This is a genomic window from Dyadobacter endophyticus (assembly GCF_014641595.1).
Taxonomy (GTDB): Bacteria; Bacteroidota; Bacteroidia; order Cytophagales; family Spirosomataceae; genus Dyadobacter; species Dyadobacter endophyticus.
Window position 1 is genome coordinate 1,349,366 of the sequence record NZ_BMIA01000002.1, and the last position, 26,143, is coordinate 1,375,508.

20 protein-coding genes are annotated in these 26,143 nt (G+C 46.0%); all 20 read left to right on the top strand.

Annotated elements, in window-relative coordinates:
• Nucleotides 1-120 precede the first annotated feature (120 nt).
• The 20 genes from IEY24_RS17720 to IEY24_RS17815 all read left to right on the top strand — a co-directional run bounded on the left by IEY24_RS17720 (nucleotide 121) and on the right by IEY24_RS17815 (nucleotide 25,959).
• Nucleotides 121-2,511: an SLBB domain-containing protein gene (locus IEY24_RS17720; RefSeq protein WP_229222541.1), complete on the top strand. Its 2,391-nt coding sequence runs from the start codon at nucleotides 121-123 to the stop codon at nucleotides 2,509-2,511.
• Nucleotides 2,512-2,540: 29 nt separating this feature from the next.
• On the top strand, nucleotides 2,541-3,611 hold the full coding sequence (locus IEY24_RS17725; RefSeq protein ID WP_188934450.1) for a Wzz/FepE/Etk N-terminal domain-containing protein: 1,071 nt from the start codon (nucleotides 2,541-2,543) through the stop codon (nucleotides 3,609-3,611).
• Nucleotides 3,612-3,667: 56 nt separating this feature from the next.
• Nucleotides 3,668-4,438 (top strand): glucose-1-phosphate cytidylyltransferase, encoded by a 771-nt coding sequence (rfbF, locus tag IEY24_RS17730; protein ID WP_188934452.1) that lies wholly within the window; start codon nucleotides 3,668-3,670, stop codon nucleotides 4,436-4,438.
• A 9-nt stretch (nucleotides 4,439-4,447) separates the two neighbouring features.
• Nucleotides 4,448-5,527, top strand: coding sequence for a CDP-glucose 4,6-dehydratase (gene rfbG / locus IEY24_RS17735; protein ID WP_188934454.1), 1,080 nt, complete (start codon nucleotides 4,448-4,450; stop codon nucleotides 5,525-5,527).
• Nucleotides 5,520-6,416 (top strand): NAD-dependent epimerase/dehydratase family protein, encoded by an 897-nt coding sequence (locus IEY24_RS17740; protein ID WP_188934456.1) that lies wholly within the window; start codon nucleotides 5,520-5,522, stop codon nucleotides 6,414-6,416. Before rfbG ends, IEY24_RS17740 begins: the two co-directional genes overlap by 8 nt.
• Before the next feature lie 2 nt (nucleotides 6,417-6,418).
• Entirely contained in the window at nucleotides 6,419-7,741 is a 1,323-nt protein-coding gene (rfbH, locus tag IEY24_RS17745) for a lipopolysaccharide biosynthesis protein RfbH (RefSeq protein WP_188934458.1), read from the top strand.
• A 2-nt stretch (nucleotides 7,742-7,743) separates the two neighbouring features.
• Entirely contained in the window at nucleotides 7,744-8,763 is a 1,020-nt protein-coding gene (locus tag IEY24_RS17750) for a GDP-mannose 4,6-dehydratase (protein ID WP_188934460.1), read from the top strand.
• Nucleotides 8,745-10,091 carry a lipopolysaccharide biosynthesis protein gene (locus tag IEY24_RS17755; protein ID WP_262892421.1) on the top strand — a complete coding sequence of 449 codons (1,347 nt, stop codon included), beginning with the start codon at nucleotides 8,745-8,747 and terminating at the stop codon, nucleotides 10,089-10,091. Before IEY24_RS17750 ends, IEY24_RS17755 begins: the two co-directional genes overlap by 19 nt.
• Nucleotides 10,081-11,007, top strand: coding sequence for a glycosyltransferase family 2 protein (locus tag IEY24_RS17760; RefSeq protein ID WP_188934464.1), 927 nt, complete (start codon nucleotides 10,081-10,083; stop codon nucleotides 11,005-11,007). The genes IEY24_RS17755 and IEY24_RS17760 overlap by 11 nt, the downstream gene beginning before the upstream one ends.
• Nucleotides 11,008-11,028: 21 nt before the next feature.
• The gene (locus IEY24_RS17765) at nucleotides 11,029-11,841 is read left to right on the top strand and encodes a glycosyltransferase family 2 protein (RefSeq protein WP_188934466.1); all 813 of its coding nucleotides are present in this window, start codon (nucleotides 11,029-11,031) and stop codon (nucleotides 11,839-11,841) included.
• Between the two features lie 108 nt (nucleotides 11,842-11,949).
• Nucleotides 11,950-12,981 carry an EpsG family protein gene (locus IEY24_RS17770; RefSeq protein ID WP_229222556.1) on the top strand — a complete coding sequence of 344 codons (1,032 nt, stop codon included), beginning with the start codon at nucleotides 11,950-11,952 and terminating at the stop codon, nucleotides 12,979-12,981.
• Complete coding sequence (locus IEY24_RS17775; RefSeq protein WP_188934471.1) at nucleotides 12,981-14,177, top strand: hypothetical protein; 1,197 nt, start codon at nucleotides 12,981-12,983, stop codon at nucleotides 14,175-14,177. Before IEY24_RS17770 ends, IEY24_RS17775 begins: the two co-directional genes overlap by 1 nt.
• A 244-nt stretch (nucleotides 14,178-14,421) precedes the next feature.
• Nucleotides 14,422-15,552 carry a right-handed parallel beta-helix repeat-containing protein gene (locus IEY24_RS17780; RefSeq protein ID WP_188934473.1) on the top strand — a complete coding sequence of 377 codons (1,131 nt, stop codon included), beginning with the start codon at nucleotides 14,422-14,424 and terminating at the stop codon, nucleotides 15,550-15,552.
• A 7-nt stretch (nucleotides 15,553-15,559) separates the two neighbouring features.
• Entirely contained in the window at nucleotides 15,560-16,675 is a 1,116-nt protein-coding gene (locus IEY24_RS17785) for a glycosyltransferase (RefSeq protein ID WP_188934475.1), read from the top strand.
• Nucleotides 16,676-17,191: 516 nt separating this feature from the next.
• A complete protein-coding gene (locus IEY24_RS17790) occupies nucleotides 17,192-19,378 on the top strand; it encodes a hypothetical protein (protein WP_188934477.1) in 2,187 nt (728 codons plus the stop codon).
• Between the two features lie 258 nt (nucleotides 19,379-19,636).
• Nucleotides 19,637-20,764, top strand: coding sequence for a glycosyltransferase family 4 protein (locus tag IEY24_RS17795; protein ID WP_188934480.1), 1,128 nt, complete (start codon nucleotides 19,637-19,639; stop codon nucleotides 20,762-20,764).
• Nucleotides 20,761-21,771: an NAD-dependent epimerase/dehydratase family protein gene (locus tag IEY24_RS17800; RefSeq protein ID WP_188934482.1), complete on the top strand. Its 1,011-nt coding sequence runs from the start codon at nucleotides 20,761-20,763 to the stop codon at nucleotides 21,769-21,771. Before IEY24_RS17795 ends, IEY24_RS17800 begins: the two co-directional genes overlap by 4 nt.
• 240 nt (nucleotides 21,772-22,011) lie before the next feature.
• Nucleotides 22,012-23,013, top strand: a complete 1,002-nt coding sequence (locus tag IEY24_RS17805; protein WP_188934484.1) for a sugar transferase — start codon at nucleotides 22,012-22,014, stop codon at nucleotides 23,011-23,013.
• Between the two features lie 32 nt (nucleotides 23,014-23,045).
• Nucleotides 23,046-24,467, top strand: coding sequence for a capsule assembly Wzi family protein (locus IEY24_RS17810; protein WP_188934486.1), 1,422 nt, complete (start codon nucleotides 23,046-23,048; stop codon nucleotides 24,465-24,467).
• Between the two features lie 49 nt (nucleotides 24,468-24,516).
• The gene (locus tag IEY24_RS17815) at nucleotides 24,517-25,959 is read left to right on the top strand and encodes a capsule assembly Wzi family protein (RefSeq protein ID WP_188934488.1); all 1,443 of its coding nucleotides are present in this window, start codon (nucleotides 24,517-24,519) and stop codon (nucleotides 25,957-25,959) included.
• Nucleotides 25,960-26,143: the final 184 nt, after the last annotated feature.

Consider the following 26,143-nt stretch of genomic DNA (forward strand, 5'->3'; position numbering starts at 1 on the left):
TTGTAGGCCGAATTAGAAACCGGCAAGTCTATTTGTTCGAAGTTTTTGTAGCTTTGCCCCTATATTAGGGGCTTGTAACATTTATAGTCCCTGATTCTAAGTAATATTAAAATACACTGCATGCATTATCCATCTATGACAAGACAATACATTGTCGCGCTTTTCACTGTATTTCTGGCATTATTTAGTTTTCAAGGTTACACTCAGAACACGGCACCCACAACCGCTCCCTCGCAACCCCAGGGTAATACACCCATCAATCCGAGCCAGGCTGTTGAATTCTATAACCAGGCGAAGAATGCCGGGATGTCCGATATGGACATTGAACGTGCCGCCCTCCAGAGAGGATATACACTCGACGACATTTCCTCTATCCGCAGGCGATTGCAGCAAACTACTCAGGATAATACAAAGCGAGATCCTAAACGTGATGCGCTCGACGAAACCAGGGAACAGGACGACCAGGATGAACTGGACGAGGAGACAAATAACGAGAATGACTCGACGTCCCTCCGCCGCGGAAGATCACGCAGATTAAGCAGGACTTTCGGCTCAACCTTCTTTGGCCAGTCGACGGTAACCTTTGAACCGAATCTCCGGATTCCTACACCGAAGAACTACATCCTTGGGCCCGATGACGAGCTCGTAGTCGATATTTATGGGAATTCGGTCGACAATTTTCGCATGAAAATCAGTCCCGAAGGTACTGTTAAGATGCTCAATCTGGCGCCTGTTTATGTGAATGGGCTTACCATCGAACAGGCGAGCGAACGAATTGTTAACAGGCTGCGACAAGCATACTCTACGCTGAACCGCCCGGGTTCAGGAACATATTCAACTATTACTTTGGGAAATGTACGCAGCATCCGTGTAATGGTGCTGGGTGAAGCCCTCAGACCAGGGACCTATACAGTTTCCTCACTTTCCACGGCATTTAACGCCCTTTATGTTTCAGGCGGACCGGGGCGCAACGGCTCGTATCGAAATATAGAGGTTGTGCGGAACAACAAGGTGATCAAAAAGATCGACTTGTATCGTTTTCTTGTAGACGCCGATCTGCAAGATAACATAGCACTGCAAGATCAGGATATCATCTTGATCCGTCCTTTCGATTCACGAATAGAATTAACCGGCGAAGTCAAAAAAACGGGAATATTTGAGGCCAAACCCGGCGAAACGTTAAAGGATATTTTGCGCTACGCCGGAGGTTTTAACCCCGAAGCTTTTACCGGCCTTATCCAATATAAGCGCAATACAGGCAACAACTTTGTGATCGGTTCCATCGATTCGTCCCAGGTGGCGACTTTCCAGCCAAGAAATGGCGACTCTTTCACAGTGAAGCGTATTCTGGATGTAGTTGCAAACCAGGTTGAGATCAGAGGTGCGGTGACCCGTCCCGGCATTTACCCGCTCGACGAGCGCACTAAAACCGTTAAAGAGCTCATTACTATTTCTCAGGGAACCAGCCCCAGAGCATTCCTTAACCGCGCACTCCTCGAACGGGCCAGCGGCGAGACACAAACGGGTTTGGTGGCTATTGACCTAAGAAAGCTCCTGAACGGGGAAATTCCCGATATTGTGCTGCAACCAGGCGACGTTCTGACGATCAAATCGGTTGAGGACCTTCGCGAGTTTACATATCTCTCAATAGGCGGATCCGTAATAAATCCCGGGGAATACTATTACTACAAGGATATTACGATTGCGGACCTTGTGTTTCAGGCCGGTGGCTATACGGAGGGTGGGGTTCCTTACCGTATTGAAGTTTCCCGCCGCGTCAAAAACGATACGACAGGTCTGCCGGAGAACCAGAATGTACGAGTTTTTACGCTCAACGTAGCCGACAACCTTGTAATTAACGAGGACGACCAAAAGTTCGAATTGCTGCCCTATGATATCGTTCTCGTCAGAAAATCGCCGAGATATGAAGTGCAGAAAACGGTAACTGTGGTTGGCGAAGTGATGTACCCGGGAACATATACGATCCGGAACAACTTTGAGAGAATTTCAGATCTGTTTACGAAAGTCGGAGGGCTGAAAAAGGAAGGCTACCTGAAAGGAGCCAAATTCTATCGAAATCAGGAACTCGTCGCCCTCGACCTTCAGGCCATTGCAGACAGACCTTCATTACCCGCCAACCTTCTTCTCGCAGATGGGGATACAATGGTAATTCCCAAAAAGTCTGAAACAATACGGATTCAAGGGGGAGTGTATAATCCTTCGCTCGTGAACTTTGACAAGAACTTTTCATTTAAGGAATATATTTCTCAGGCAGGAGGCTTCACAGAGCGGGCAAGGAAAAGCCGTACCTACGTTTCCCATCCTAACGGACGAACGTATCGAACGACACGGCTTCTATTTTTCCGCTCGTATCCGAAGGTCGAACCCGGTTCAGTGATTACTATTCCAATGAAAACGGAAAGACCAGACAGACAAATGAGCCCTGGTGAGAGAGTCGCGATTATCTCTTTGATAAGCACATTGGCTATTACTGTGATTCGATTCCTCTAACTATCAGCTAATACACACAGTAAAATATTATGTCTCAAAAAATCGTATCGGGCGAACAATACGAGCCAGCATTTGAAGTACATCTGTCTGACATTATCGCCTTTTTTCGAAAATACATTTTGCTTATAGCGATCATAGCGGTAGCATCTGCCATCCTGGGCTACCTTTCCAGCTATATACAAACTGAAAAGTATACTGCCAAAACCATTCTGCTCCCTGAATACAGCGCCGCAAAATCATCACTTTTTGCCCTTGCGGTAAGCGGCAATAATACCGATGGCCCTGGGAACCTGACACCAGACTTGTATCCTAATGTACTAGAAAGCTCGTCCTTTGGCGAGTATCTTTTGAACCAGCCTGTTACTACACAATCCGGTCAAAAGTATGCTACCCTTAAATCATATTTAGCAAAGCCGTCGTCACCAGGATTGCTGGCAAGAATTCGTTCATTTTTCTCTTCCAATAAATCCGCCACCCTCCCGCACGGGCCTAAACTGGATCTCAAAGGTAGCGGGGTACTCTATTATTCGAAGGAAGAGACCGCTTTGATATCCGGAGCAAAAAGTATGGTATCCGCTTCAATTGAACAAAAAAGTAACTTGATCTCCATTGAATCCGAATTACCTGATCCTGTTTTAGCAGCATTGCTGGTGGAAAATGCTAAAAACTACCTTATCGACTATGTTGAGGATGTAAGAACTGCTAAGTTGAATCAGCAATTAACCTTTTTAACCGGCCGAACCGAGGAAGCTAAAAAGCGCCTCAAAAGTGCCGAATATGCGCTTCAAAGCTATCGTGACCAAAACCGGAATGCATTCCTCAATGTTGCGCGCATCGAAGAGCAGCGGTTACAGGCAGAATATACGTTAGCCCAGTCTATCTACTCCGACCTCGTCTTTAAACAGGAACAAATGCGAATAAGAGTAAAGGAAGAAAGGCCTGTTTTTAAAGTGCTTGAAACGACAAAAGTTCCTCTGACAACCAGCAGCCCCCATCGATTGATTATGGCGATACTTTTTGCAGGAATAGGTGCATTTGCCAGCCTGCTGTATATCGCTATTGTCAAAGAAAAATTTCACCAAAAATTAATGAAGGGCTAATCCGTCCTCATTGATCTGTCATAATTTTCATTCACACTAACGCGTAACATTAAACTATGAAGGTTGTCTTACTTGCGGGGGGTCTTGGGACCAGATTATCCGAGGAAACTGTGTCGAGACCTAAACCGATGGTAGAGATTGGCGGAAAGCCTATTCTCTGGCACATTATGAAAATCTACGCGGCACACGGCTTCAATGACTTCGTAATTTGCCTCGGATACAAAGGCTACGTAATCAAAGAATACTTTGCTAATTACTTTCTTCACCAGTCGGATGTTACCTTCGACATGAAGGAAAATAAAATGGAAATACACAACTCGCAAGCCGAACCATGGAAAGTAACCCTGGTGGATACCGGTTACGAAACCATGACGGGCGGGCGGGTTAAAAGAGTAGCTCAATACATCAAAGACGAGCCTTTTCTACTTACATACGGTGACGGCGTGGGCGATGTGGACATCTCCGGCCTGATCGAATACCATCGCCAAAACAAGAAACTTTTGACCGTTACGGCTGTTCAGCCTTCGGGTCGTTTTGGCGCATTGAATATCGACGAAGGAAACCAGGTAAATTCATTTTTAGAGAAGCCTAAGGGCGACGGAGCATGGATCAATGGCGGTTTCTTCATTTGTGAACCTAAGGTGCTGGACTACATTTCAGGAGACAGCACGGTGTTCGAGGCAGAACCTCTCGAACGAATTGCCGCCGACGGCCAAATGGTGGCTTACAAACACACTGGTTTCTGGAAACCAATGGACACGCTTCGTGATAAGCATGAGCTGGAAAACCTCTGGAGCTCGAACAATGCCCCCTGGAAAAACTGGTAAACGAAGGTCATGAATTATCAACATCTCGAAAAATATTACAGGGGGAAAAAGGTATTCCTGACCGGTCATACCGGATTCAAGGGAGCCTGGCTACTTTCCTGGCTACATACACTGGGAGCGCAAATTAAGGGTTACTCCCTGGCTCCTGAAAATGAGTATGACTTATACAACGTCATTGCTGGCGACTCCGTGTGCGAATCGGTTATTGCCGACATTCTAGACAAGGAACGTCTCAAAAGTGAGCTAACTTCGTTTGCACCCGATTTTGTTTTCCATTTGGCTGCCCAGCCGCTGGTGCGGCTTTCGTACGAGATCCCTGCCGGGACTTTTGAAGTCAATGCGATTGGTACTGCCAATGTACTTGATGCGATACGGCTGCTCGATAAACCTTGTGCAGGCATTTTCATTACAACGGACAAGGTCTATGAAAACCAGGAATGGCAGTACCCGTACCGGGAAAACGATCGCCTGGGTGGCTACGATCCGTACAGCGCGAGTAAGGCGTGCGCGGAGCTGATCATCAGCTCTTACAGAAATTCTTTTTTTAGTCTGGCAAGCTATTCGAGACATCAAAAAGCGATAGCGAGTGCCAGAGCCGGAAATGTGATCGGCGGCGGTGACTGGGCCAAGGACCGGATCATACCGGATATCATCCGCGCCCTAAGGCAGGGACAACCGGTGTCGGTGAGAAATCCGCTTTCGGTGCGGCCGTGGCAACATGTGCTGGAACCCCTTGGCGGCTATCTGCATTTGGGAACAAAAATGATCGACGATCCCTTGACTTTCTCCGATGCGTGGAACTTCGGACCTTTGTCGGAAGATAATCTCACCGTGGAGGAGCTTGTGAATGTGGCGTTGCAAACGTGGGGAAAAGGTACTTATCAAAAACCAGGACTACCCGACCAGCCGCATGAAGCCGGACTTCTGAAACTGGACATCAGCAACACCGTGGCCAATATGGGCTGGACGCCGAAATTTACCGCACGTGTGGCCATTCAGAATACGCTTGAATGGTACCTGAAAGTGGAACAGGGGGAGCAGGCCGTAGATTTGACGAGACAACAGATTGCACACTTTAGTCATGGATAAAATTAAAGTCATTGTTCTGGGTGCTTCGGGATTTGTGGGACGTAATCTGGTTGAAGTCTTCCGGGAAAATGAATCCATCGAAGTTATTCCAGGGTCCAGCGCCGACAAGCCGGGCCATCTTTGGCTCGACATTCTCAATCCGGACACCTGGGCTAGCCTGACCGACTTACAGCCCGACATCGTGATAGACACAAGTGGTTACGGAGTGGTCAAATACCAGCAGGATCTGCATCTTCTCTACGATATCAATTACCTGAAGAAAAGAGATTTCCTCGACTACTTTGTTCAGAATCACCCGGATGTGTTCTGGATCCAGATCGGCACCGCATTCGAATACCAATTGGAACAGGAAACGTTAACCGAAGCGACTCCTTGTTTACCAAAAACACACTATGGAATTTCAAAACTGATGTTTTCGCAATATTTACTTCAAAAACCGGGCATACGCTTCTCCATACTCCGCCCGTTTGGCATGTTCGGCGAGGGCGAAGACAATTCAAAATTCTTCCCCCTGCTCATCAACGCACAGAGAAATAAAAAGACCATCGATCTCTCCGATGGCTCGCAGGGCAGGGATTACATGTACGTGCGCGATCTGGCTTCATTCATCCTTTATAAAATCATTTCTCAAACATTGTCTGAGATCGAAAATCAGGTGATCAATCTTGGCTCGGGAACTTGTCACAGCCTTCGGGAAATGGCAGCATTTTTCGCGAAGGAAATCCCTGATTTTAATGCGGAACTCTGGAATTGGGGCGCCGTTGCGCAGAGATTGGGAGAAAACGACAAGTTTTATAATGCTTCTACGAAAGCCGCGTCTCTGGGCTTCAAAAACTTTAACTTACAGGAGGCGATCAGAAACACGGTAAAATATTATTACACTAACTAACTATGGAACAATTATTAGCTCAGCTAGCCAATATAGATCAGAACCTGTTGAATGCTCTTCTCCCCGCTATCCAGCAAAAGATAAAAAGAGAAATTATCCCGGGTGAAAGTTACATACCCGTAACAGGTAAAGTGATCGACGAACAAGACCTCCTGTACGGGATTGATTCGATGATTGACGGCTGGCTTACAACAGGACGCTTCGGAAAGAAATTCGAGTACCAGTTTGCCAAGTATTTTGGTTCGAAATCTTCTATCCTGGTCAATTCCGGATCATCGGCTAACCTTTGTGCATTTTACGCACTTACCTCTCCAAAGCTCGGCGACAGGCAGATTATGCCAGGCGACGAAGTGATTACAGTGGCCGCGGGCTTTCCTACGACCGTAAACCCGATGATCCAGTACGGTGCCGTGCCGGTTTTTGTCGACATTGACATCCCTACCTACAATATCAAGGCTGAGCGCATCGAACAGGCCGTTTCGCCAAAGACAAAGGCAATCATGATCGCGCATACCCTCGGAAACCCGTTCAACTTGGATGTGGTCATGGAAGTTGCAAAAAAATACAATTTGTGGGTTATCGAAGACGACTGCGACTCCCTGGGTGCTACCTATCGTAATCAGAAAACAGGTACTTTCGGCGATCTGGCAACGGTGTCTTTCTACCCCGCACACCACATTACCATGGGCGAAGGCGGTGCGGTTCTGATCAACAATGCAAGGCTGAAAATGATCGTCGAGAGCTTCCGCGACTGGGGCCGTGACTGTTATTGTGAAACAGGAAAGGACAATACCTGCCGCAAGCGCTTCGAATGGCAACTTGGCGATCTTCCGTATGGTTACGACCACAAGTACACCTATTCTCATATCGGATTTAACCTAAAAGTGACGGACATGCAGGCGGCAATCGGTTTGAGTCAGTTGCAAAAAGCAGATGCATTCGTCGACAAACGCAGGATCAACCACCAATTACTGTACAACGTCCTTAAACCGTTCGAGGAGCACTTCATTCTTCACGAAGCAACCCCGCATAGTAATCCGAGCTGGTTTGGCTTTATGGTGACCATTCGTCCAGGCAGCAAGATCAACCGAAGCGACCTGACGCAATACCTTGAAGAACAGAAGATCGGAACGCGTTTGCTTTTTGCAGGCAACCTGATCCGCCAACCAGCCTACAAGGGTATTGTCCACCGCGTTGAAGGCGACCTCACCAACACCGACATCGTCATGAACGACTCGTTCTGGCTAGGTGTTTGGCCTGGTCTGAACCAAAACCACTACGATTATATCGCAGAAACGATCCGTCAATACATATCTACACTATAACTATGCGCTATCTTATAACCGGAGGCTGCGGTTTTTTGGGTTCAAATCTAGGAGCAGAGGTGCTCAAAAGAGGTGACGAGCTATTCGTATTCGATAACTTGTTCCGCTATGGCTCAGAGCAAAACCTTGCCTGGCTTAGGCAGCAAGGTGATTTCAAATTCTACCATGCCGATATCCGGTCTTATAACGACGTAGAATTCGCCATTCGCGAAACCAAGCCCGATGTAGTTTTCCATTTGGCCGGACAGGTGGCGATGACAACCTCCCTGGCAAACCCCCGGTTGGATTTCGAAATCAATGTGCTCGGAGGGAATAACTTACTGGAATCCGTCCGCAAATATGCGCCGGAAGCGATTATAACATACTCCTCGACCAACAAAGTATACGGAGATTTCGATTGGGTGAACTTCCAGGAAACCCCCACCCGCTTCGAAGCGCAAAATTTCGAAAACGGTTTTAAGGAAGACATTCCGCTCCAGTTCCAATCGCCATACGGCTGCTCAAAAGGCGCTACCGACCAATATATGCTGGACTATGCCAAAATGTTTGACCTCAAAACCATCGTCTTCAGGCATTCATCAATCTTCGGAGGCCGGCAATTCTCTACCTTTGACCAGGGATGGGTCGGCTGGTTTGTAAGACAGGCTGTCGATATAAAAAACGGCGTATTGAAGGATAAGTTTACCATTTCCGGAAACGGAAAACAGGTTCGGGATTTACTCTTTGCCGACGATCTGATCAACTGCTATTTTTCCGCGATTTCCAACACGGATCAAACTGTCGGAGAAGCATTCAATATCGGTGGAGGAATGGAAAACAGCTTATCGCTATTAGAATTGTTTAAAATTCTCGAGAACAAATTGGGAATCGAGATGGCTTATGAAGAGCTTCCGTGGCGGCAAAGCGACCAAAAAGTGTTCGTTGCCGATACTTCGAAAGCGCATTCACGTTTCGGTTGGGCTCCGCTTATTGGCAAGAACGAGGGCATTGATAGAATGATAGAATGGGTTTCGGGCAGTTAACCGGTCGTTTAGCCATTGATCAAAGCGAGAGAAGCAAGAATATAAATCGCCAGGTTCTTTTTTCGTTGCTTGCTAAGGGGATTGCTATGCTCATTTCACTGGTTCAGGTACCGCTGCTCTTCAAGCACCTTGGTAATGAGTCCTACGGGATATGGTTAACTATCCTTTCCGTTGCGTCCTGGCTCAGCCTGTCCGATATCGGGATCGGAAATGGGCTGCGCAACAGAGTGGCCGAAGCACTCGCATTAAACAATCGTACGGCAGCAAAAGAGTACGTATCGACAGCCTATGTATGCCTGGGTTCGATCATACTCGCGGTTTTGCTTTTGTGCCTCGCAGTAATTCCGTTTCTGGATTGGCAAAGCATTTTCAACACGAGCAATTCATTGTCCAATACCATATTGCGAACGACGCTTTCATGGATTGTCGCATCGACACTCCTTGGGTTCATTCTTGCCCTGGCCAACCAGGTATTGAACGCACTCCAGCAGAATTCCCTCACTGCCTGGCCGAATATCGTATTCGGTTCACTGTTCATTGGTGCAGTGTATCTTTTCCCACGGTTTATCAATGGTAACCTGGGTGCGGTAGCATTCGTCTACTCGACTTTATACGTCGCAACATTCCTTGGCTTCTCGATTTTCGTTTACAAGACATGGCCTTTTCTATCCCCCTCAGCAAAGCTATTCAAGCGTAAGCACGTCAAGAACATCCTCAACATCGGGTTGAATTTCTTCATCATCCAGGTAGCGGCCATCATTATCTTCTCAACAAGCAACTTCGTCATCATCAGACTATTAGGCCCCGCTCACGTATCCTATTTCAACATTACGTTCCGGGTTTTCAATATGATCAGCATCATACTTGCAATGGTGATGACTCCCCTGTGGTCAGCTTATACGGAAGCGTACCTGAAAAAAGACTACTCCTGGATTCGAGACCGGTTGAGGCTATTGAACACGTTGCTTATTCCCGTTTCCTTTGTCTTGATCCTCACAATCATTTATTTTGACAAGATTGTGGAATTATGGATGAAAACGAAAATGGAAACTCCGGCATACCTCCCATTGCTAATGGGCATATACACGCTGATTACGATATGGAACAATATCTATGCGTACTTTTTGAATGGTATTTCCCGTACCAAGGAACAGTTGTTCACTTCCGTCATCGCCATGGCCCTGAACCTGCCGCTTGCAGTCTTTCTGTGCAAGTACATGGAGATGGGCGTAAACGGAGTTGTACTCGCCTCCGTTATCTCGCTTGCATTTTTCGCATTTGTCGGACCCATTACCAGTTATAAAATACTGAGGAAGCATGACCACTAACCCCCTCGTTTCAATAGTGATTCCTGTATACAACAGAGAAAAGCTAATCACAGCAACATTGGAATCGGCCCTTTCCCAAACCTACCCCAATTTTGAGGTAGTGGTGGTAGACAATCAAAGCACCGACAAAACCTGGGCTATTCTGCAAAGCATCGCTCAACAAGATAAAAGAGTAAGAGTGTTCCAGAATGAAACAAACGTAGGCCCTGTAAGAAACTGGGAACGGAGCTTTAACCTGGCGGAAGGTGAATATGTGAAGATACTCTGGTCTGATGATCTCATTGAAAGCGACTATCTTACGGAGACGATGGCTGTCTTTGAAGCTGATGTTGCTTTTGTAATGACGGGCTATGAGGAAATCACGAGCGATGGGGAGGTATTGGACCAATCTTCATACCAACAGCATACCAACCTATCCGTCGAAGATTATCTGAAAGAGAAACTTTACAGCAACAACATTTCCTTCCCCGACTCTCCTGGTTGTGCAATATTCAGAAGATCGGATCTTGTCGAAAGCCTGATCGTAGATGTTCCCAATTCCGATGAATTGAATTTTCCGCGGTATGGTGCGGGTAACGACCTGTTAATATTCTTGTTGTCAACGAGAAATCCGGCTTATAAAAGAATCGTTTGTATCGATAAATACCTTTCCAAATTCAAACATCATCAGGATTCCATCACCACTACCAACAGTACGAAGCTGAAAATTTACTACGACTGGGCCAAATGGTATTTTATTAAAAATTACTACAACACCCAAGAGGTTAAGCGACAGTTCAAATCGAGGGTGTTTTTAAATACTTACAAGTATCGATATGGCCAGCGTCTCTTAAAGAACATCGATGGAGCCGTAAGCATTTCGTTTCTTACAGAAAGAATGATCAACATCACAAAAAGAAAGCTGAGCTCCCGGTAATCTATAACCCGATTTATTCTAATGGATCGAAAACATCCGAAGATATCAGTAATAACTGTCGTTCGAAACGGTGAACAACACATTGAGGAAACCATTCAAAGTATCGTAAATCAAACTTACGACAATTTTGAATATATCATAATTGACGGTAAATCGACCGACAATACACTCAACATTATCCGCCGCTATGAATCGCAAATCACGTACTGGATCAGCGAAAGCGACAAAGGGATCTATGATGCTATGAATAAAGGGGTTCGTGCATCCACAGGCGACTGGCTATTATTCATCAATGCGGACGATTTCCTATTTGAACCGAATGTATTGGAAAAAGCGGCTCCCTTGCTGGCCGCAACCAAAAGCCTCGTCGCTTATGGAAATGTCCGACGGCTATATTCACAAGGCCCCGACCAGATTCTTGGCGCAGAATGGTCGACGTTAAAGCATTATTGTATCAATATCAGGATGAATATTTCTCATCAAGGGACATTTCATTCAAAATCACTATTTGCAACCCGTCTTTTTGATACTACTTTTAAAATCGCTGGTGATTACGACCTCCTGCTTAGCTACCTCAAAGAACACGACGCAGCGTATCTCCCATTCACGATTGCAAAGATGAGAACGGAGGGAGTTAGCGCAACAGCGAGCAACACATTACTTCTCCGTGAAATCAGAAGAGCCCAAATTAACAACGGGGTTTATAAATCAATACCCTCATTTGCATGGTTTAAATCTGCCGCCCGGATAACGTTCTACGGAAAAATAATCAAATTAATAGGGATCGATAGGAAGGAGAAAATCAAAGGGATTTTAAATAAAATAAAAGGCTGAACCCACAATATTACAGAACGTTAGATGCTTTACTATACCGTATTTTGCATTCTTATATTATTTGCTCTGCTCGAAATGGTGACAGTTCCGGAGCAGACAAAGAAAGCAATGTACATATTCCTGACGCTCTCATTTATCGTCATGGGTGGGTTACGTTGGAATACTGGTAATGACTGGCGCCCGTATCACAGCTTCTTCACGAAGTTTACTACCGACGACCCCTTCTTTCTAATCGCCATGGAGCCCGGCTACGTGAAATTCGTTCAGTTCCTGCGCATTTTCTCTTCAAGCTTTACTTTTTACCTTATCGTCCTTTCCACTATTGCGATAGGCATAAAAACGACATTCTTCTACAAATATGCGGGAGCCATATTCTTGGCCGTGATCTTGTATTGGGGAACTGCCCTCGCCGACATCACCGCTGTAAGACAAACGCTTGCAGTCAGCCTGTGCGTTCTAAGCAGTCACTTTATCATAGAACGAAAACCTTGGCTATTTGTCTTTTTCGTAATACTTGCGGCCCAGATTCACGTTACATCGTACATATTTCTGGTGTCATATTTCATATTTAATGCCGAATGGAGTGTACGGTCCAAATCCATCATCCTTATTGTCGCTGTGGCCATTGGAGCCTCGGGGATATCCGAAAGTCTACTCGAATTGATCGCCAACATTACACCGGCTGGGATTGGACTTGACAGGATCAGCCAAAAGGCCCTGAATTATCTCGAGATCGGAAACGAGGTTGACCCCCAATATGAGCTAAGCAAAACACAACGCCTGACGGCCGCTATTGCCAAGCGAGCAATTCTGCTCCCCGTTTTCTTTTACTTTCAGGAGCGGGTCACAATAAGAAAGGATTTATACAAAGGGTTTTTAAATCTTTACACATTTGGAAACATCCTGTTTTTCATTGTGGTAGATTTTATAACACTTCAGAGGGCCGCCACCTATTTCTATTTCTATGAAATACTTCTGCTTTGTATTATCTACGTAAATGTTAAAAGTAAGTCGATCTGGCTCATTTTAATTATTGCTTATTCGCTTTTTAAAATGTTATCGATTCTGGTGAATGCGATGGACCTGTTGGTGCCATACATCTGGATTTTCTCAGAAGACACCTATCGTTTTGTTTATTGATGATGATTCACGTTGTAGATACTAACTCTGCTGAACATACGCACGTTGTATTCAATGCGTCGATGATTCAGGTTTTAATGAGCGCCTATCCTGTTTCGCCGATAGCTTTTTACGCAGGAGGTCCGCATCAGATTCAGGTAGCGAAATACCTGAGCACAGAGGAAAAGGAACGATTACGGTTGTATCCTATCGAAGAAAAAAAACCTGTAAGCGGGAAACTCCGAAAGGCTTTTAAAGTTATCAGCAATTTAATTTCCGACGGCCTTCTTTTCTGGCGAATATTTTCTAGAGCCAAAAAAACAGGGTCCGACAAAATTATTGTATTGAAGGCCCACCCTACCTCAATTCTGCTGATCAAAGCACTTAAAAGAATTTACACACGTGTCGAGGCGATGGTCGTTGTACACGGCGAGATCGAATTCATCTATTTTACAGATAATGCTTGGGAAAGGGAAATGGCTTATCTCTATAAGCGGATCGTCCGTACGCCGGCTCCGAATTTCAGATATATTCTGCTGAACAAAATATCGAAGAGCAAACTGGTACTCGACCAGCATCTGAAACCTCACGAAATTATCGAGATCGATCACCCCTATCCGTATTCGAAAACAATTCCGACAAAAATCAGCCAGGCACCCTTACCCGTAACGATAGCTCAGGTGGGAGGATTGAGCATCCGGAAAAACGCACATCAGGTTTATTCGTTGGCCCAGCTCCTCTCCGGACCAATAGCCGCCGGCCAACTCAGGTTTGTATCGATCGGGTCAATCGATGAAGACGCCGCGCCCTATCGCAATACGCTTGTTTCCGATTTCACAAACGGGAAGAAAGGTGGGTACATATCTCGCCAGACTTTTGTTGAAGAAGTTCGTAAAATCGATTATGCTGTTTTCTTTTATGGGCCTGAGCAGTACATTTTCAGAGCCAGTGGGTCGGTTATGGACGTGATAGATTTTACTAAGCCGATTATAGCACTCAGGCATCCGTTTTTCGAGTATCTCACAAATCAAGTCGGAAATATCGGCTTTTTGTGTGCCGATCTCGGCGAAATGGCCGAAATTCTTTCGCGCATCGGAAAACGGGATACGGAGGTGATATCCAAATATGATGAGCAGTCCGCAAATCTTGACAAATTCAAGCAGATGTATGGCACCGAATTCATTGCAAATGATTTTAAGCAGCAAGTTTCTGGTTGAAACTGAGAAATATTGCCCCGAATCGCTGAGGAAACAACTCCCATTATTCAAGTTGGGCCAAATTGGGCTATCTGATGGCGCTGGATCAAATTTTGTGCATCGGCGGTTATTAACGTTATTGATAAAGGAAGCAGATTTCTAAAAGACACTTACACGTATGAAAGCAATCAACTGGGTGCGTTTTATAATTAGTTTCATTTTCCTAACACAAGCACCCGTCTCCTATGGGCAAAATCTGGTGAAAATGATTACTTTTTCGGATACGGTTAAGGATTACGGTCCAGTCCTCCAAAAAGCCGTTAACGAGATTGCGAAAGCAGGTAAGGGCACAATAAAGATCAAATACGGCATCTACCCGGTTCTTACCCAGGTTACACTGGAGAAGAAGACGGGCTCGCTTGATATCGTCGTGACCGGCGTGAAGAATGCAAAGGGTAAATTGCCCGTTCTTAAGGATGCAGATTCGACAAGGGTCCCGCACGGTTTCTTTCAATTTCACGGAAATGCGGCCAAACCTGAACTAACCATTACCATTTCGAATATTGAGCTGGTTGGGAACAACATCCCCTACTCTCCGAGCCATCCATTTTTCGGGAAACCGACACTCATATACAGCCACGCGCTGTCCGGGTTGAATGTCCGCACGATGAAGGTTGAAAACGTGACTATTCGCAATTTCTATGGCAGGGGGATCATGATCGGGAACTACTTCAACCGCAAATACGACAGAAGACACAGGGCAGAATCACCGATAGTAAGAAATTGCAAAATCCTGAATGTTTGGGGATTCAGTAGGAAAGATGATGCAGGCGACGGAGTAGAATTTATTTCTGCCCATAAGCCGGTTGTCGAAAACAATGTAATCATGAACAACCTCTCGGATTCGAAGTATATGGGCCGTTGTGGCGTCGTTCTTGAACATAACACTGAAAACGCCATAATCAGGAATAATGTAATAGGCGGTTATTCCCGAAACATCCACGTTGAATGCGACTGGGGTGGGCATTTGATCGAGAAAAACAAGTTTTCGCAAAGTTCTGTTGCTGTGCAGTTGTCCGAAGATTGTGCTCAATCCGATACGTTGAAAAACCATTTTGGCCCGATCATCATCAGGAACAACACCATGGCCTATAACGGAGAGCTCCTTACTTATAAGATTCCCCGGGCAAAGTTTGCTTTCGTAACCATTTATAAACCAAGCTTCATGCTGGATGGGTTGCAAATCATTAACAATAAAATGACGATTGTTCCTGAGGCTTCGGCAAAACAGGCTGTAAGCGCCAATGCAAGAAGTAATAACGAGAAGGATCAAAAAGCGTATATTGATGTCAAGAACCAGGCAAAAGTAACCATCAAAGGCAATTCGTTCAACTGATATTCCATTGAAAGTCCTCCACATCATCAATTACCTCGGCCGGGGTGGGGCCGAAAAATTGCTTGTTAACATCTTACCCGTTTACAAATCGCTCGGGCACGAAGTCGCTGTCCTGCAATTATCCGATGCGCAGGCCGAGCCCTCTTACTTAAAAGCCCTGACCGATCAGGGTATCGAATGCCTCAGCCTGGGAACGGGTAGTGTATACTCCCCTAAACACATTGCAAGCCTGATCCGCTTTCTGCGAAATCGTCGTTTTGACGTTGTTCACGCGCATTTGTTCCCATCGCTGTACTGGACTGCTATTGCTTCTAAATTTATCGGCTACAAACCTGCGCTGGTTTTCACCGAGCACAACACACAGAACAAGCGTGCAGGGAGGGCATATCTTCGTCCGATCGAAAAATGGATGTATTCCCATTTCAACCGGATCGTTGCCATCACTCCGAAAGTAAAAAGCTTTCTCGAAGGGCGTGTTTGTCCTGCAGAACAAATCACGGTGATTCGCAATGGGGTCGATATCGACTCTTTCCAAAATGCCGAAACCTACCACAAGTCGTTCTGGACTAAGGAGTTCGACCTTCCCCCGAACGCCATAACGCTGATGATGACGGCCCGAATCCAATACCCCAAGGATCACAGGACCCTGATTGACGCACTGAAATTTCTTCCGTCACATTTTTACCTGTTCATAGCAGGCGACGGTCCGGACAGGGCCGCAACCGAAAGGTATGCAGACGAAAACCACCTGCATAACAATGTTTTCTTCCTCGGCTTTCGAAACGATATCCCGCGTTTGATGAAATCAGTTGATATCAACATTTTGTCATCTGCCTACGAGGGGATGTCGGGCGTCGCGCTTGAAGCGCTCGCGGCCGGAAAGCCTTTCCTGGGATCGGACGTTCCCGGCATTAACGACGTTGTCCCCACAGCCGAAATGCTTTTTCCCGCTGGTGAGGCGAAGGTACTGTCAGAAAAAATCGCGCTAGTATCCGCATTGAATGAGGCACAGCATTCGGCGCTTATCGCCACTGGGCTCGCCCATGCCTCCCGGAATAGCCTAATGCAAATGGCAAGAAATCACGTCGACTTATATACGGAACTTCTTTCGTATAAACGATAATCCGCCCATATCAGGAGATTAGAGAAAAGACGTCCCTACCCCATTATCGAAATCCATCTTACTTCTGTCCTCGATTGCTAAACCGGAAGCTTCTTCCCGGTATACGGGCATGTGCGACTATCTCTTTTCGCAAGTCACCTATTGAAATATAGGTACAATAATTCTACATATTATAGCAATTTGTTCTACAAAACAAAAAACTATTGGAGCTAATTCCTCAGTTGAGCGGCATTCCAGATAGACGCAAATCCTCGGCTAAAATTGGCCAAATTCCTTCTTAAAACTTAGACAATCACCGACTTCTGCCCTCAGAAACCGCTTGTAACAACAAATATGACAAGCAAAACTAATTTAATCTACTTTACAAATTACATTTACTGCTAAGCAGTTCGAATAGTGGCACAAGTTTCTGTCACAAAATATTTTCTACATTTGTCACAACATTTCAAATATGTAAGTAGATTTATAAAATTATTTCGACTTTATAATTGATACTATACTACAATTTTACCATTTATGAAACGATTATTGTATTCATTGATCACGACGCTGATCTGCATCCCGCTCGTCGTGTCAGCCGCAGAAGCACCCAAAATTGATCCTATTCGGTTCGAAATAAAGACGGATGCCGGCCAGGTCGGTATAAATGAAGAGTTTGAGATTACGATAACGGCGCGGCTGCTAAGCATTCCCGCGAACACTGCGTTCGTTTTCGAGAATTCCAATTCGTTTAGATTGAAGCTTATTGCACCGGCCGGTTTCCAGCAGACAGGAGGCACTTTTTCCGACCTGATCGGCGATGAGCTCACATCCAGCAAACAGTCGATCACCTATTCCGTTCGCGGCAGATTTGTGACTCCCGATCAGAAAGGAGCGTTCCAACTCCTGAGAGGACATAGAAATGCCACGAATCAGAGCACTTTCGTAGAAGTAGGCAGGTTGGCTTTTAATGTGGACGAAGGGGCAGCCCCATCGACCGCCCGGATCAACCTGGATACGACGCCGTCGTATGTCCGCTACCTAAGCATCGCACAACTGCGCGCGGGCGCTGCGGATACGACATCGGTCGTCTTCATTACCGACAATCTCAAACAAGGCATGTTCCGATACATAGCGACATCGACAGCCGTAGACGACGGAGCTGTGACGTTGATCGCCCCAGGGGGCAGAAGGTATGAAAGAGTTTACGACGGGATTGTCAATGTAAACTGGTTCGGCATTATTGCCGACGGTGTCACTGATCAGACGGCGCTTTGGCAATCGTTACTCAACAATACCAAATACCCCAATCTTTACTTCCCGGCTTCGGCTTCGTCTTACCGGATCAGAGCGATTAAAATTATGCCCAATAAAAACATCACATTCGGGGATAATGTGGTCGTCGAGGGAATGGGAACACTTGGTGCCAACGACCCTATGGTTTATTTGATCGGGATTATCAACGTGTCGCTAAAAGGCAAAGACGTAGTTTTTAAGGATCACCGCGAAACTTATACTTCCGGTGCAAACAGGCACATATTTGCAATTCAAGGCTCCTCCAACGTCACCATTGATGGAATTTCGGCAAACGACGGCGGTGGCGACGGCTTCTACGTCAGTGCTACCAGCAACAAGGCATTTAGCGACAACATTAACCTGCTGAATGTAAAAGCGGATAATAACCGTCGACAGGGGCTTACCATTATTTCAGGCAAAAATATCCTGGTCCAAAACGGCATATTCAGTAGATCGAACGGGGAAGCTCCGCAGGCCGGAATCAACTTAGAACCTAATTTTGCCAATCAGTTTCTTGAAAACATTCGAATAATCAATACAACCACAAGAGAAAACCAGGGAATTGGTTTGCTCATCGCGCCTGCCCCGCTTTCGGGTACGGATCGAAAAATCGATATTGTTGTGGAAAACCACTACGACTATGGCAGCCATTACGGCTTCTCCAACAACAGCGCCACCGCGGCATTGGCCGGAACGGTGATTGTAAAGAACCCAGTGTGGGAAAACAGCAGATGGAATGCATATTGCTCACGTAACTGGAGCGCGAGGGGGCCGATGGTGCAGATCATCAACCCTATTGCAATCAACCCCAACAGGTCTGGAAGCACATCTCCGAATTTCGGCGCCGCCTTTTTCGTATACAAAGCGGTGGGAGATCCCGGTGATGCCAATATCGGAAACATTCATATACTCAATCCGACCATTCAAGATGCGAATCCAACTCAAAAGATCACGTCTTCGTTCTGTTACCGGGACTTGAACGGCGCCGGCGCGAGAATCTATAACTGTACACTTACAGATCCTGTTCTTGCAACATCGGCACCAACCAGCCGTTATATGATCGTTCACAACGCCGAAGTTGCCATTTCCGATAAACTAGGTTATTTATCTACCGACTTTGGTGATTACACGAGGTATGCCGGATTTGTGTACTACGGCTATCTTTACCACAATCAAAGCTCAAAAGCTGTACGATTTCTGAAACTCGAGAAAGTAAATCCTAACTTTCCGGAAGTCATTGTCGAGGTGCGTTCACCTTATCAAGTACGGATCCTTCCCGCTTCGACCGATAACATACTGCCTATTTCTCCGGTAAACTTCAAGTATATCTACAGCAGCACGGTAGGCAGCAGAATTGTGCTTAAAAAAGAAAGTGACAATTCATGGCATATCAAATCGATGGTCGGAACATGGTCCGTCGAACCGTAATACTTTAGGCGATCCGTTAACAACAACGAAAAGGCCGTCCGGTAAACCGGGACGGCCTTTTCGTTGTAATCGTGACATTTCTGGATGAATTGTGTTGAAATCAGATTCTAATGGCGTATTTTCGCTGCGGAAACCAACACACTAGGTTTAATTTCATGACTATCGTTTATCCGACAGAGGCGAATTCCTCAGGCTTTTCTCAAAAGCTTACCTGTTTCAAGAAAGTAACAGCTTTTTTCCACCAGCCTTACCTTTAAGATGAGCAATAAGAATCTACTTCTTCTTGCCCACGACGGAGAAGATTTCTATAAGGCCCGGCTACCTTTTGCACATTTCCTCAGAGACCAGGGCTATAAGGTATTTGTCATACTACCGAATGACAAATACACCGATTTGATTCGCAAAGAGGGGTTTGAAATCACAAACTCGAGTATCGAAAGAGACAATACCAATCCCATTCATCTCCTGAAGGCGGTATTTGAAATACGTCGCTATGCGCGCACCTGCAATGCAGACATCGTGCATTCTTTCAAGTTCATCCCTAACCTGATGAACTTCTGCGCAAACCTTCTGACGACCAGGAAAACCGTGCTGCACATTGCCGGATTAGGCATTGCATTTGCGAACCCTGGCCTGAAATTCAGGATCTTAAAATGGATACAGCAGGTTTTATTCTTTCTCCAATTTCTACGTGCGGATCTGGTCATTATCCAAAATCCCGATGACTATAACGATTTCCTGTTCAAAAAGCTATTCAGGAAGAAGATCAGGGTCGTGAAAGGCAGTGGCGTGGACATCCTGAAATTCTCGCCGCTAAGGGAGCAAAAGCGCCCTGTGTCCGGGAAGAAAGTCTTTCTATGCACAACGAGATTGATCTGGGAAAAAGGCATTCGGGAAATGGTGGAGGCATTCGAGTCGCTGCCGGCTAACCTTCGGGCCCAGGTTGAGCTCAGAATCATCGGCGAGCCCGATACCAAAAACCCCCGAGGTGTTACGCCCGAATACGTCGAAAAATACAAATCCAGCACCACTATACGTTTTCTGGGCCGTCAGGACCGTATCCAGGAACATCTGTGCCAGGCTGACGTGTTCATCCTGCCCAGCTACTATCGTGAAGGGATTCCGAGGAGCATTTTAGAGGCACTTGCCAGCGGATTGCCTATTATTACGACCAGTGTGCCGGGCTGCAAGCTCACGATCGTTTCCAACCAAAATGGGCTGCTGATCGAGCCCCGGTCCGTAGAAGCTATCCGGGCAGCCGTCGAAAATATGCTGGCAAACGAGCAACGCTGGCCCGAAATGGGCGCGATAAGCCGCGAACTTGCGATAGCCGAATTCTCTGAAAACAAGATATTTAGTGAGATTGTAAAACTATACGCCCAATGAAAATATTAGTGACAGGTGCTGCCGGCTTTATAGGCTTTTATATTGTAAAAAAATTGACTGCAGAAGGGCATCAGGTATTTGGGATCGACAATATCAACGATTACTATTCAACCGCGCTTAAGATTGACCGCCTGGAAGAATGCGGAATCGAAGGTATAACGCTGACAGCTAATTGGGACAATATATATTACAGTAAATCAGGAAATTTCACATTCCAGCGCCTCGACCTCCTAGATATGGACGCGTTACTTCGCTTGTTCGAAGCGCATCGATTTGACTACGTCATTAATCTGGCAGCACAGGCCGGCATCCGGTACAGCATCGAGAACCCGAGATCATACTTGAAATCTAACGTCGAAGGCTTTTTTAATATCCTGGAATGTTGCCGGCAATTTCCGCCTCAGAAACTGATCTTCGCTAGCAGCTCAAGCGTTTACGGGCTTAATGAGGAGCAGCCGTTTTCTACCGCGCAAAAGGTCGACAGCCCGATCAACATCTACGCGGCCTCGAAAAAGAGTAACGAATTGATGGCTCATGCATATAGCCATCTTTATAAATTCACCACGGTGGGATTGCGTTTTTTTACCGTGTATGGTCCCTGGGGAAGGCCCGATATGGCCCCTTTCCTCTTCGCCGACGCAATCCTGAACGGGAAACCGATCAAGGTTTTCAACAACGGCCTCATGAAACGCGACTTTACGTATATAGACGACATCGCAGCGGGCATTACGTCAGTGATAGATGCAGTGCTTCCGGAATACTATCAGATTTTCAATATCGGAAATGGAAAGCCCGTGGAACTGTTCTATTTCATCCAATGTCTGGAACGATCCCTTGGGAAAGAGGCTGTTAAGGAAATGCATCCGATCGTACCCGGCGATATCGTATCGACCTGGGCCGATACTACGCAGCTTGAAGAAGCGACGGGCTACAAGCCGCAAACGGACATAGCCCAGGGTGTAGAGCTTTTCGCCAGCTGGTACAAAAGTTATTTCAAACAAGGTTGATACCCGCCAAGTAGAAACAAGGGGTGCGGCGTCTTTTTAAAACTTCGAACCTCTACCCTGGCTATCAGCTAATACCTAGTTACTTATCATCGCTGAAAATGTAACTACGCATCTCATTGGAAACCCTGGATGCGGCAAACTTATCGGGAATTTAAAGTTTTGATTATTCAAAGTTTATATTTAAACTTGTGACTTTCGAGCACACTATTTGTATAATTTTCCCAACATTTGCGCACACATATGAAAAACACCTACGTCTCTAATCGGAGGTTTGTTCATCGCCTTCTTAGTAAAACATCTACTTCCGAGGAGGTTTTGATAGTAACGAGCTATGACTATTTTTTACAGAAATATGATCTAGCGCTACTATTAAAAAGGTACAAGGAAATCATCCTGATACCGCATTCCGACGATGACGATTATCTCCTGAACCACACTGTAAGGCCACTACTCGACAAATTCGAAAAGGTTCACCTAGTTACCAACCCCGTTTACGACAAGCGTAATAGAGTAATATATGAGCTTGTCGTTCGGAAAAACAAATCGATCAGGATCACCACCGTGTATGATTTCTGCGAGAGATTTCTAAAAAAAGTCTACATTCCCGACGATATAACGGAAATCAACCCTAATCTCCTTTCAGTCCCCACTTTCGGAAGAAGAGTGAGATACCCCAAGAAAATCATAGATGTAACTATCTCTATTGTACTTTTCCTCTGTACGCTTCCTCTCTGGATCCTAAGCTTTTTCCGTATTAAATTGCAATCACCAGGCCCGGTTTTCTTCTACCAGGAGCGTGTGGGAATGGACAACAAGTTATTCCATTGCATTAAATTCCGGTCAATGGGCCTGGATGCGGAGCAAAACGGTGCCGCATTCTCCAAGAAGAAAGATTCGCGGATTTTCCCGTACGGATCTTTTATGAGAATGACCCGCATTGACGAACTCCCGCAAATCATCAATATTTTCAGAAGGGACCTGTCACTCATCGGCCCCAGACCTGAACGACTCGTTTTTACCGAAACCTTCGACGAAACGATACCTTACTATAATTTCAGACATAATGTCAAGCCCGGAATCACCGGTTACGCACAGGTAATGTACTCGTATGGCGCAGGTGTATATGACGCGCGGCATAAATTGATGTATGACCTCTATTACATCAAGAATTGGACGTTGTTCTTAGAACTTAAGATCATTCTCCTGACAGCAGTTGTAATATTTGGAAAAAGAGGCAGGTAAATACCGCACCACCTCATATGTATGGAGCCTGGATGAGGAAATACTTTTTTGTGCTATTGACCTGCATAGCATGCATTCTTAAAACTTATGCTCAGGACTCTACATTCTTCTATTCGGCTACTGTATTAGGAACTGCATCTACGTCTCAGACACCTTTTTGGCTTGCCAACAATCAATATGGGGCAATCCCAACCGCTGGCTCTTTCCTCACGGGGAGAGCCAGTTTCCATAGGGTCTACAACATCAATAATCCAAGATTCTTTCAATGGGCGGCCGGGGCCGAGGTCGTCGGCATAGCAGGAAAGCGTTCCGATGTATTCATGACCGACCTTTTTCTGGCCGGAAAAGCAGGTCCTGTGGAGTTGAGCATCGGACAACGAAAAGAAATGACAGGATTAGCCGATAGCAGTCTGACGAGTGGGTCTTTCGCACTTTCGCAAAACTATCGACCCTACCCCAAAATCCAGTTGAGTACCCCCAATTTTGTCAATATTCTTCCCGGAATCGACTTCCTTTATTTTAAATTCAGCTATTCGGATGGGCTTCTCGGGCCGGCCAGGGTTCACTACGGAAACGTATTCCAGGTGGACGACATCTACATGCACCACAAGTCTTTGTACTTCAGGCTCGGCAAACGGCGCGGAAAATTAAACCTCTATGCGGGTTTCAATCATCAGACGATATGGGGTGGAGAAGATAAGATTTTCACCGGCGGCCTGAAACGATCCAAAGCGTACGAGTACGTGATATTTGGTAAATCCTGGCGGTCCAGCAGAGTAGGCAATCATTTCGGTACTATCGACGTGGCTGCCGAATGGAGAGGATCGAAATGGGATATATTTCTCTACCGGCAGAGCATCTACGAAGACGGCTCGCTTAGCAACCTTTCAAATGTCGCGGATGGATTGAGTGGATTGAGGTTCAAAAAGAGATCACGCCCGGGCACTATCTCCGGTGTCAGTGTAAATACAGTTTTATTCGAATTCATTTACACTAAAAATCAGGGAGGGGCAATTTTCGATTATAGAACTGCAACCTTTGGAATGGATGATTATTTCAACCATTACGTATATAATCAGGGCTGGTCGTATAAAGGAAGATCGTTGGGCAGCCCTCTGATTGCACCGCAAACCACTGTCCGGGAAGAATTAAGGACGTCATCCTCGCAGTTTACCATTAACAACCGGATTATCGCATACCATTTGGGCGCCGAAGTATCATGGCAAAAGCTCAACTTTTCATTCAAAGGAACCCACTCTGTCAATTTTGGAACATATAGAAAACCTTTTAGCGAAACCCTACAACAAACATCTTTCATTCTCCGCGCCGAAAGGTCGATGTCCGCTCAAAATAAAGACCATTTGACACTAAGCCTGGCTGCCGACGTCGGTAAATTATACCCTAATAGTGCAGCCCTGATGCTTGGATGGCGAAAATCCGGTTTTATCCGATAACTTTGATAATTGTCACCGACCCGACGGATGTCCTATTTCTCTTGCATAAATGTCGCACCCTTTCTCTAAAATCCGAGCGTTACTGACCTCCTGCATTACTTGTCTCGCGCTTTCCACACACGCCCAAGACTCAACATTATATTATAAGGCGTCGGTAATGGCCGCCGGAGCAACCGCCCAGACTCCTTTTTGGCAACACGCCAACCAAAACGGTAGCATTCCGTTGAACGGTAATTTTGGTATTGTCGATGCGGGGATATATAAAGTATACAACCCCCATAACCCCCGCACATTTCAATGGAGCGCCGGTGTTCAGGGAATTGCCAGCTACGGCAGATCGGCGAATGTGTTCCTTTCTGACTTGTATGCCGCGGTAAAAATCGGGAAAGTAGAAATCCTCGCCGGACAGAAAAGAATGACCGCAGGGCTCACCGATACAACGCTGTCCTCGGGTTCGCTGGCCATGGCGGGCAATGCGCGGCCATACCCACGGATACAAATCTCCATCCCCGAGTATTTGCCGCTTTACTTCACAAATAATTTCGTCTCGGTCAAATTCAGCTATTCCGACGGCTACCTCGGGGCCAGCACAATCAATTACGGTAGCGTACCGCGTGTTCCCGATACCTATTTGCACCAGAAGCAGCTCTATTTACGGCTAGGCAACAGATCGCACCGATACCGCGTACATCTCGGTGCTAATCACCAGGCCATCTGGGGCGGCGAAAACGAAACCATACCGCTATACCGGCTTGACATGCTGAAAGCCTATTGGTATATGATTTCCGGCAAAACGCTGGACTACAAAAAGATCGGTAACCATTTTGGGACATTCGACATTGGGGGTGAATGGCATGGAAGAGACTGGAATTTCTTCTTTTACCGCCAGAATATCTACGAAACCGGCTCTCTTTTTAGGGTTACCAATTTTGAAGACGGGCTGAACGGATTGAGTGTCAAACGCACCAAACCACTGCCGAAGGGATCTTCCTATTTTGCATTTCACTCGTTTTTGCTGGAAGTGATCGGTACACATAACCAGATCAACCGTTATCCAATCTCCGAGCTTGCATTGTTTGAAAGAGCTAACTATTTCAACAGCTACGTCTATCAGCGTGGCTGGTCTTACTACGGATCGGGTATCGGCACGCCACTGGCCCCCGCATCGGCTACGACGGACAGCAACTTGCCCCGCAATAATTCGGAATTCACCAATAATAATCGCTTCTGGGCGTTTCATACAGGTGTCACCGCCACCTGGCTGAATTTAAAACTGTCGTTCCGCGGCACTTACACGCGGAATTCAGGCTCGTTCCTTACGCCATTTGACGATGTTAGGCAGCAAATATCATTGTGGCTGGGTGTTGAAAAAAACTTAAATATCTTGAAAGGATGCAGTGCTTATTCCGCATTATCATCGGATATTGGCAAATTGTATCCCAACTCTTACGGATTAGCAGTCGGATTGCGTAAAACCGGCTTCCTGGACTAATCCATGCTGCAACCAACCGACGTATATGTTCAATATGATAATAGAAAAGTTATACTTATTTTTGTTGGCTACTATGCACACTATGAACAACGCGTGAGGGCACACCTATGAGATTTCTTTTATTCATATTACTAGCAGTACCTTTCCTTGGCTTTTCCCAATCTGAGACCAGGGAACCTGTAAT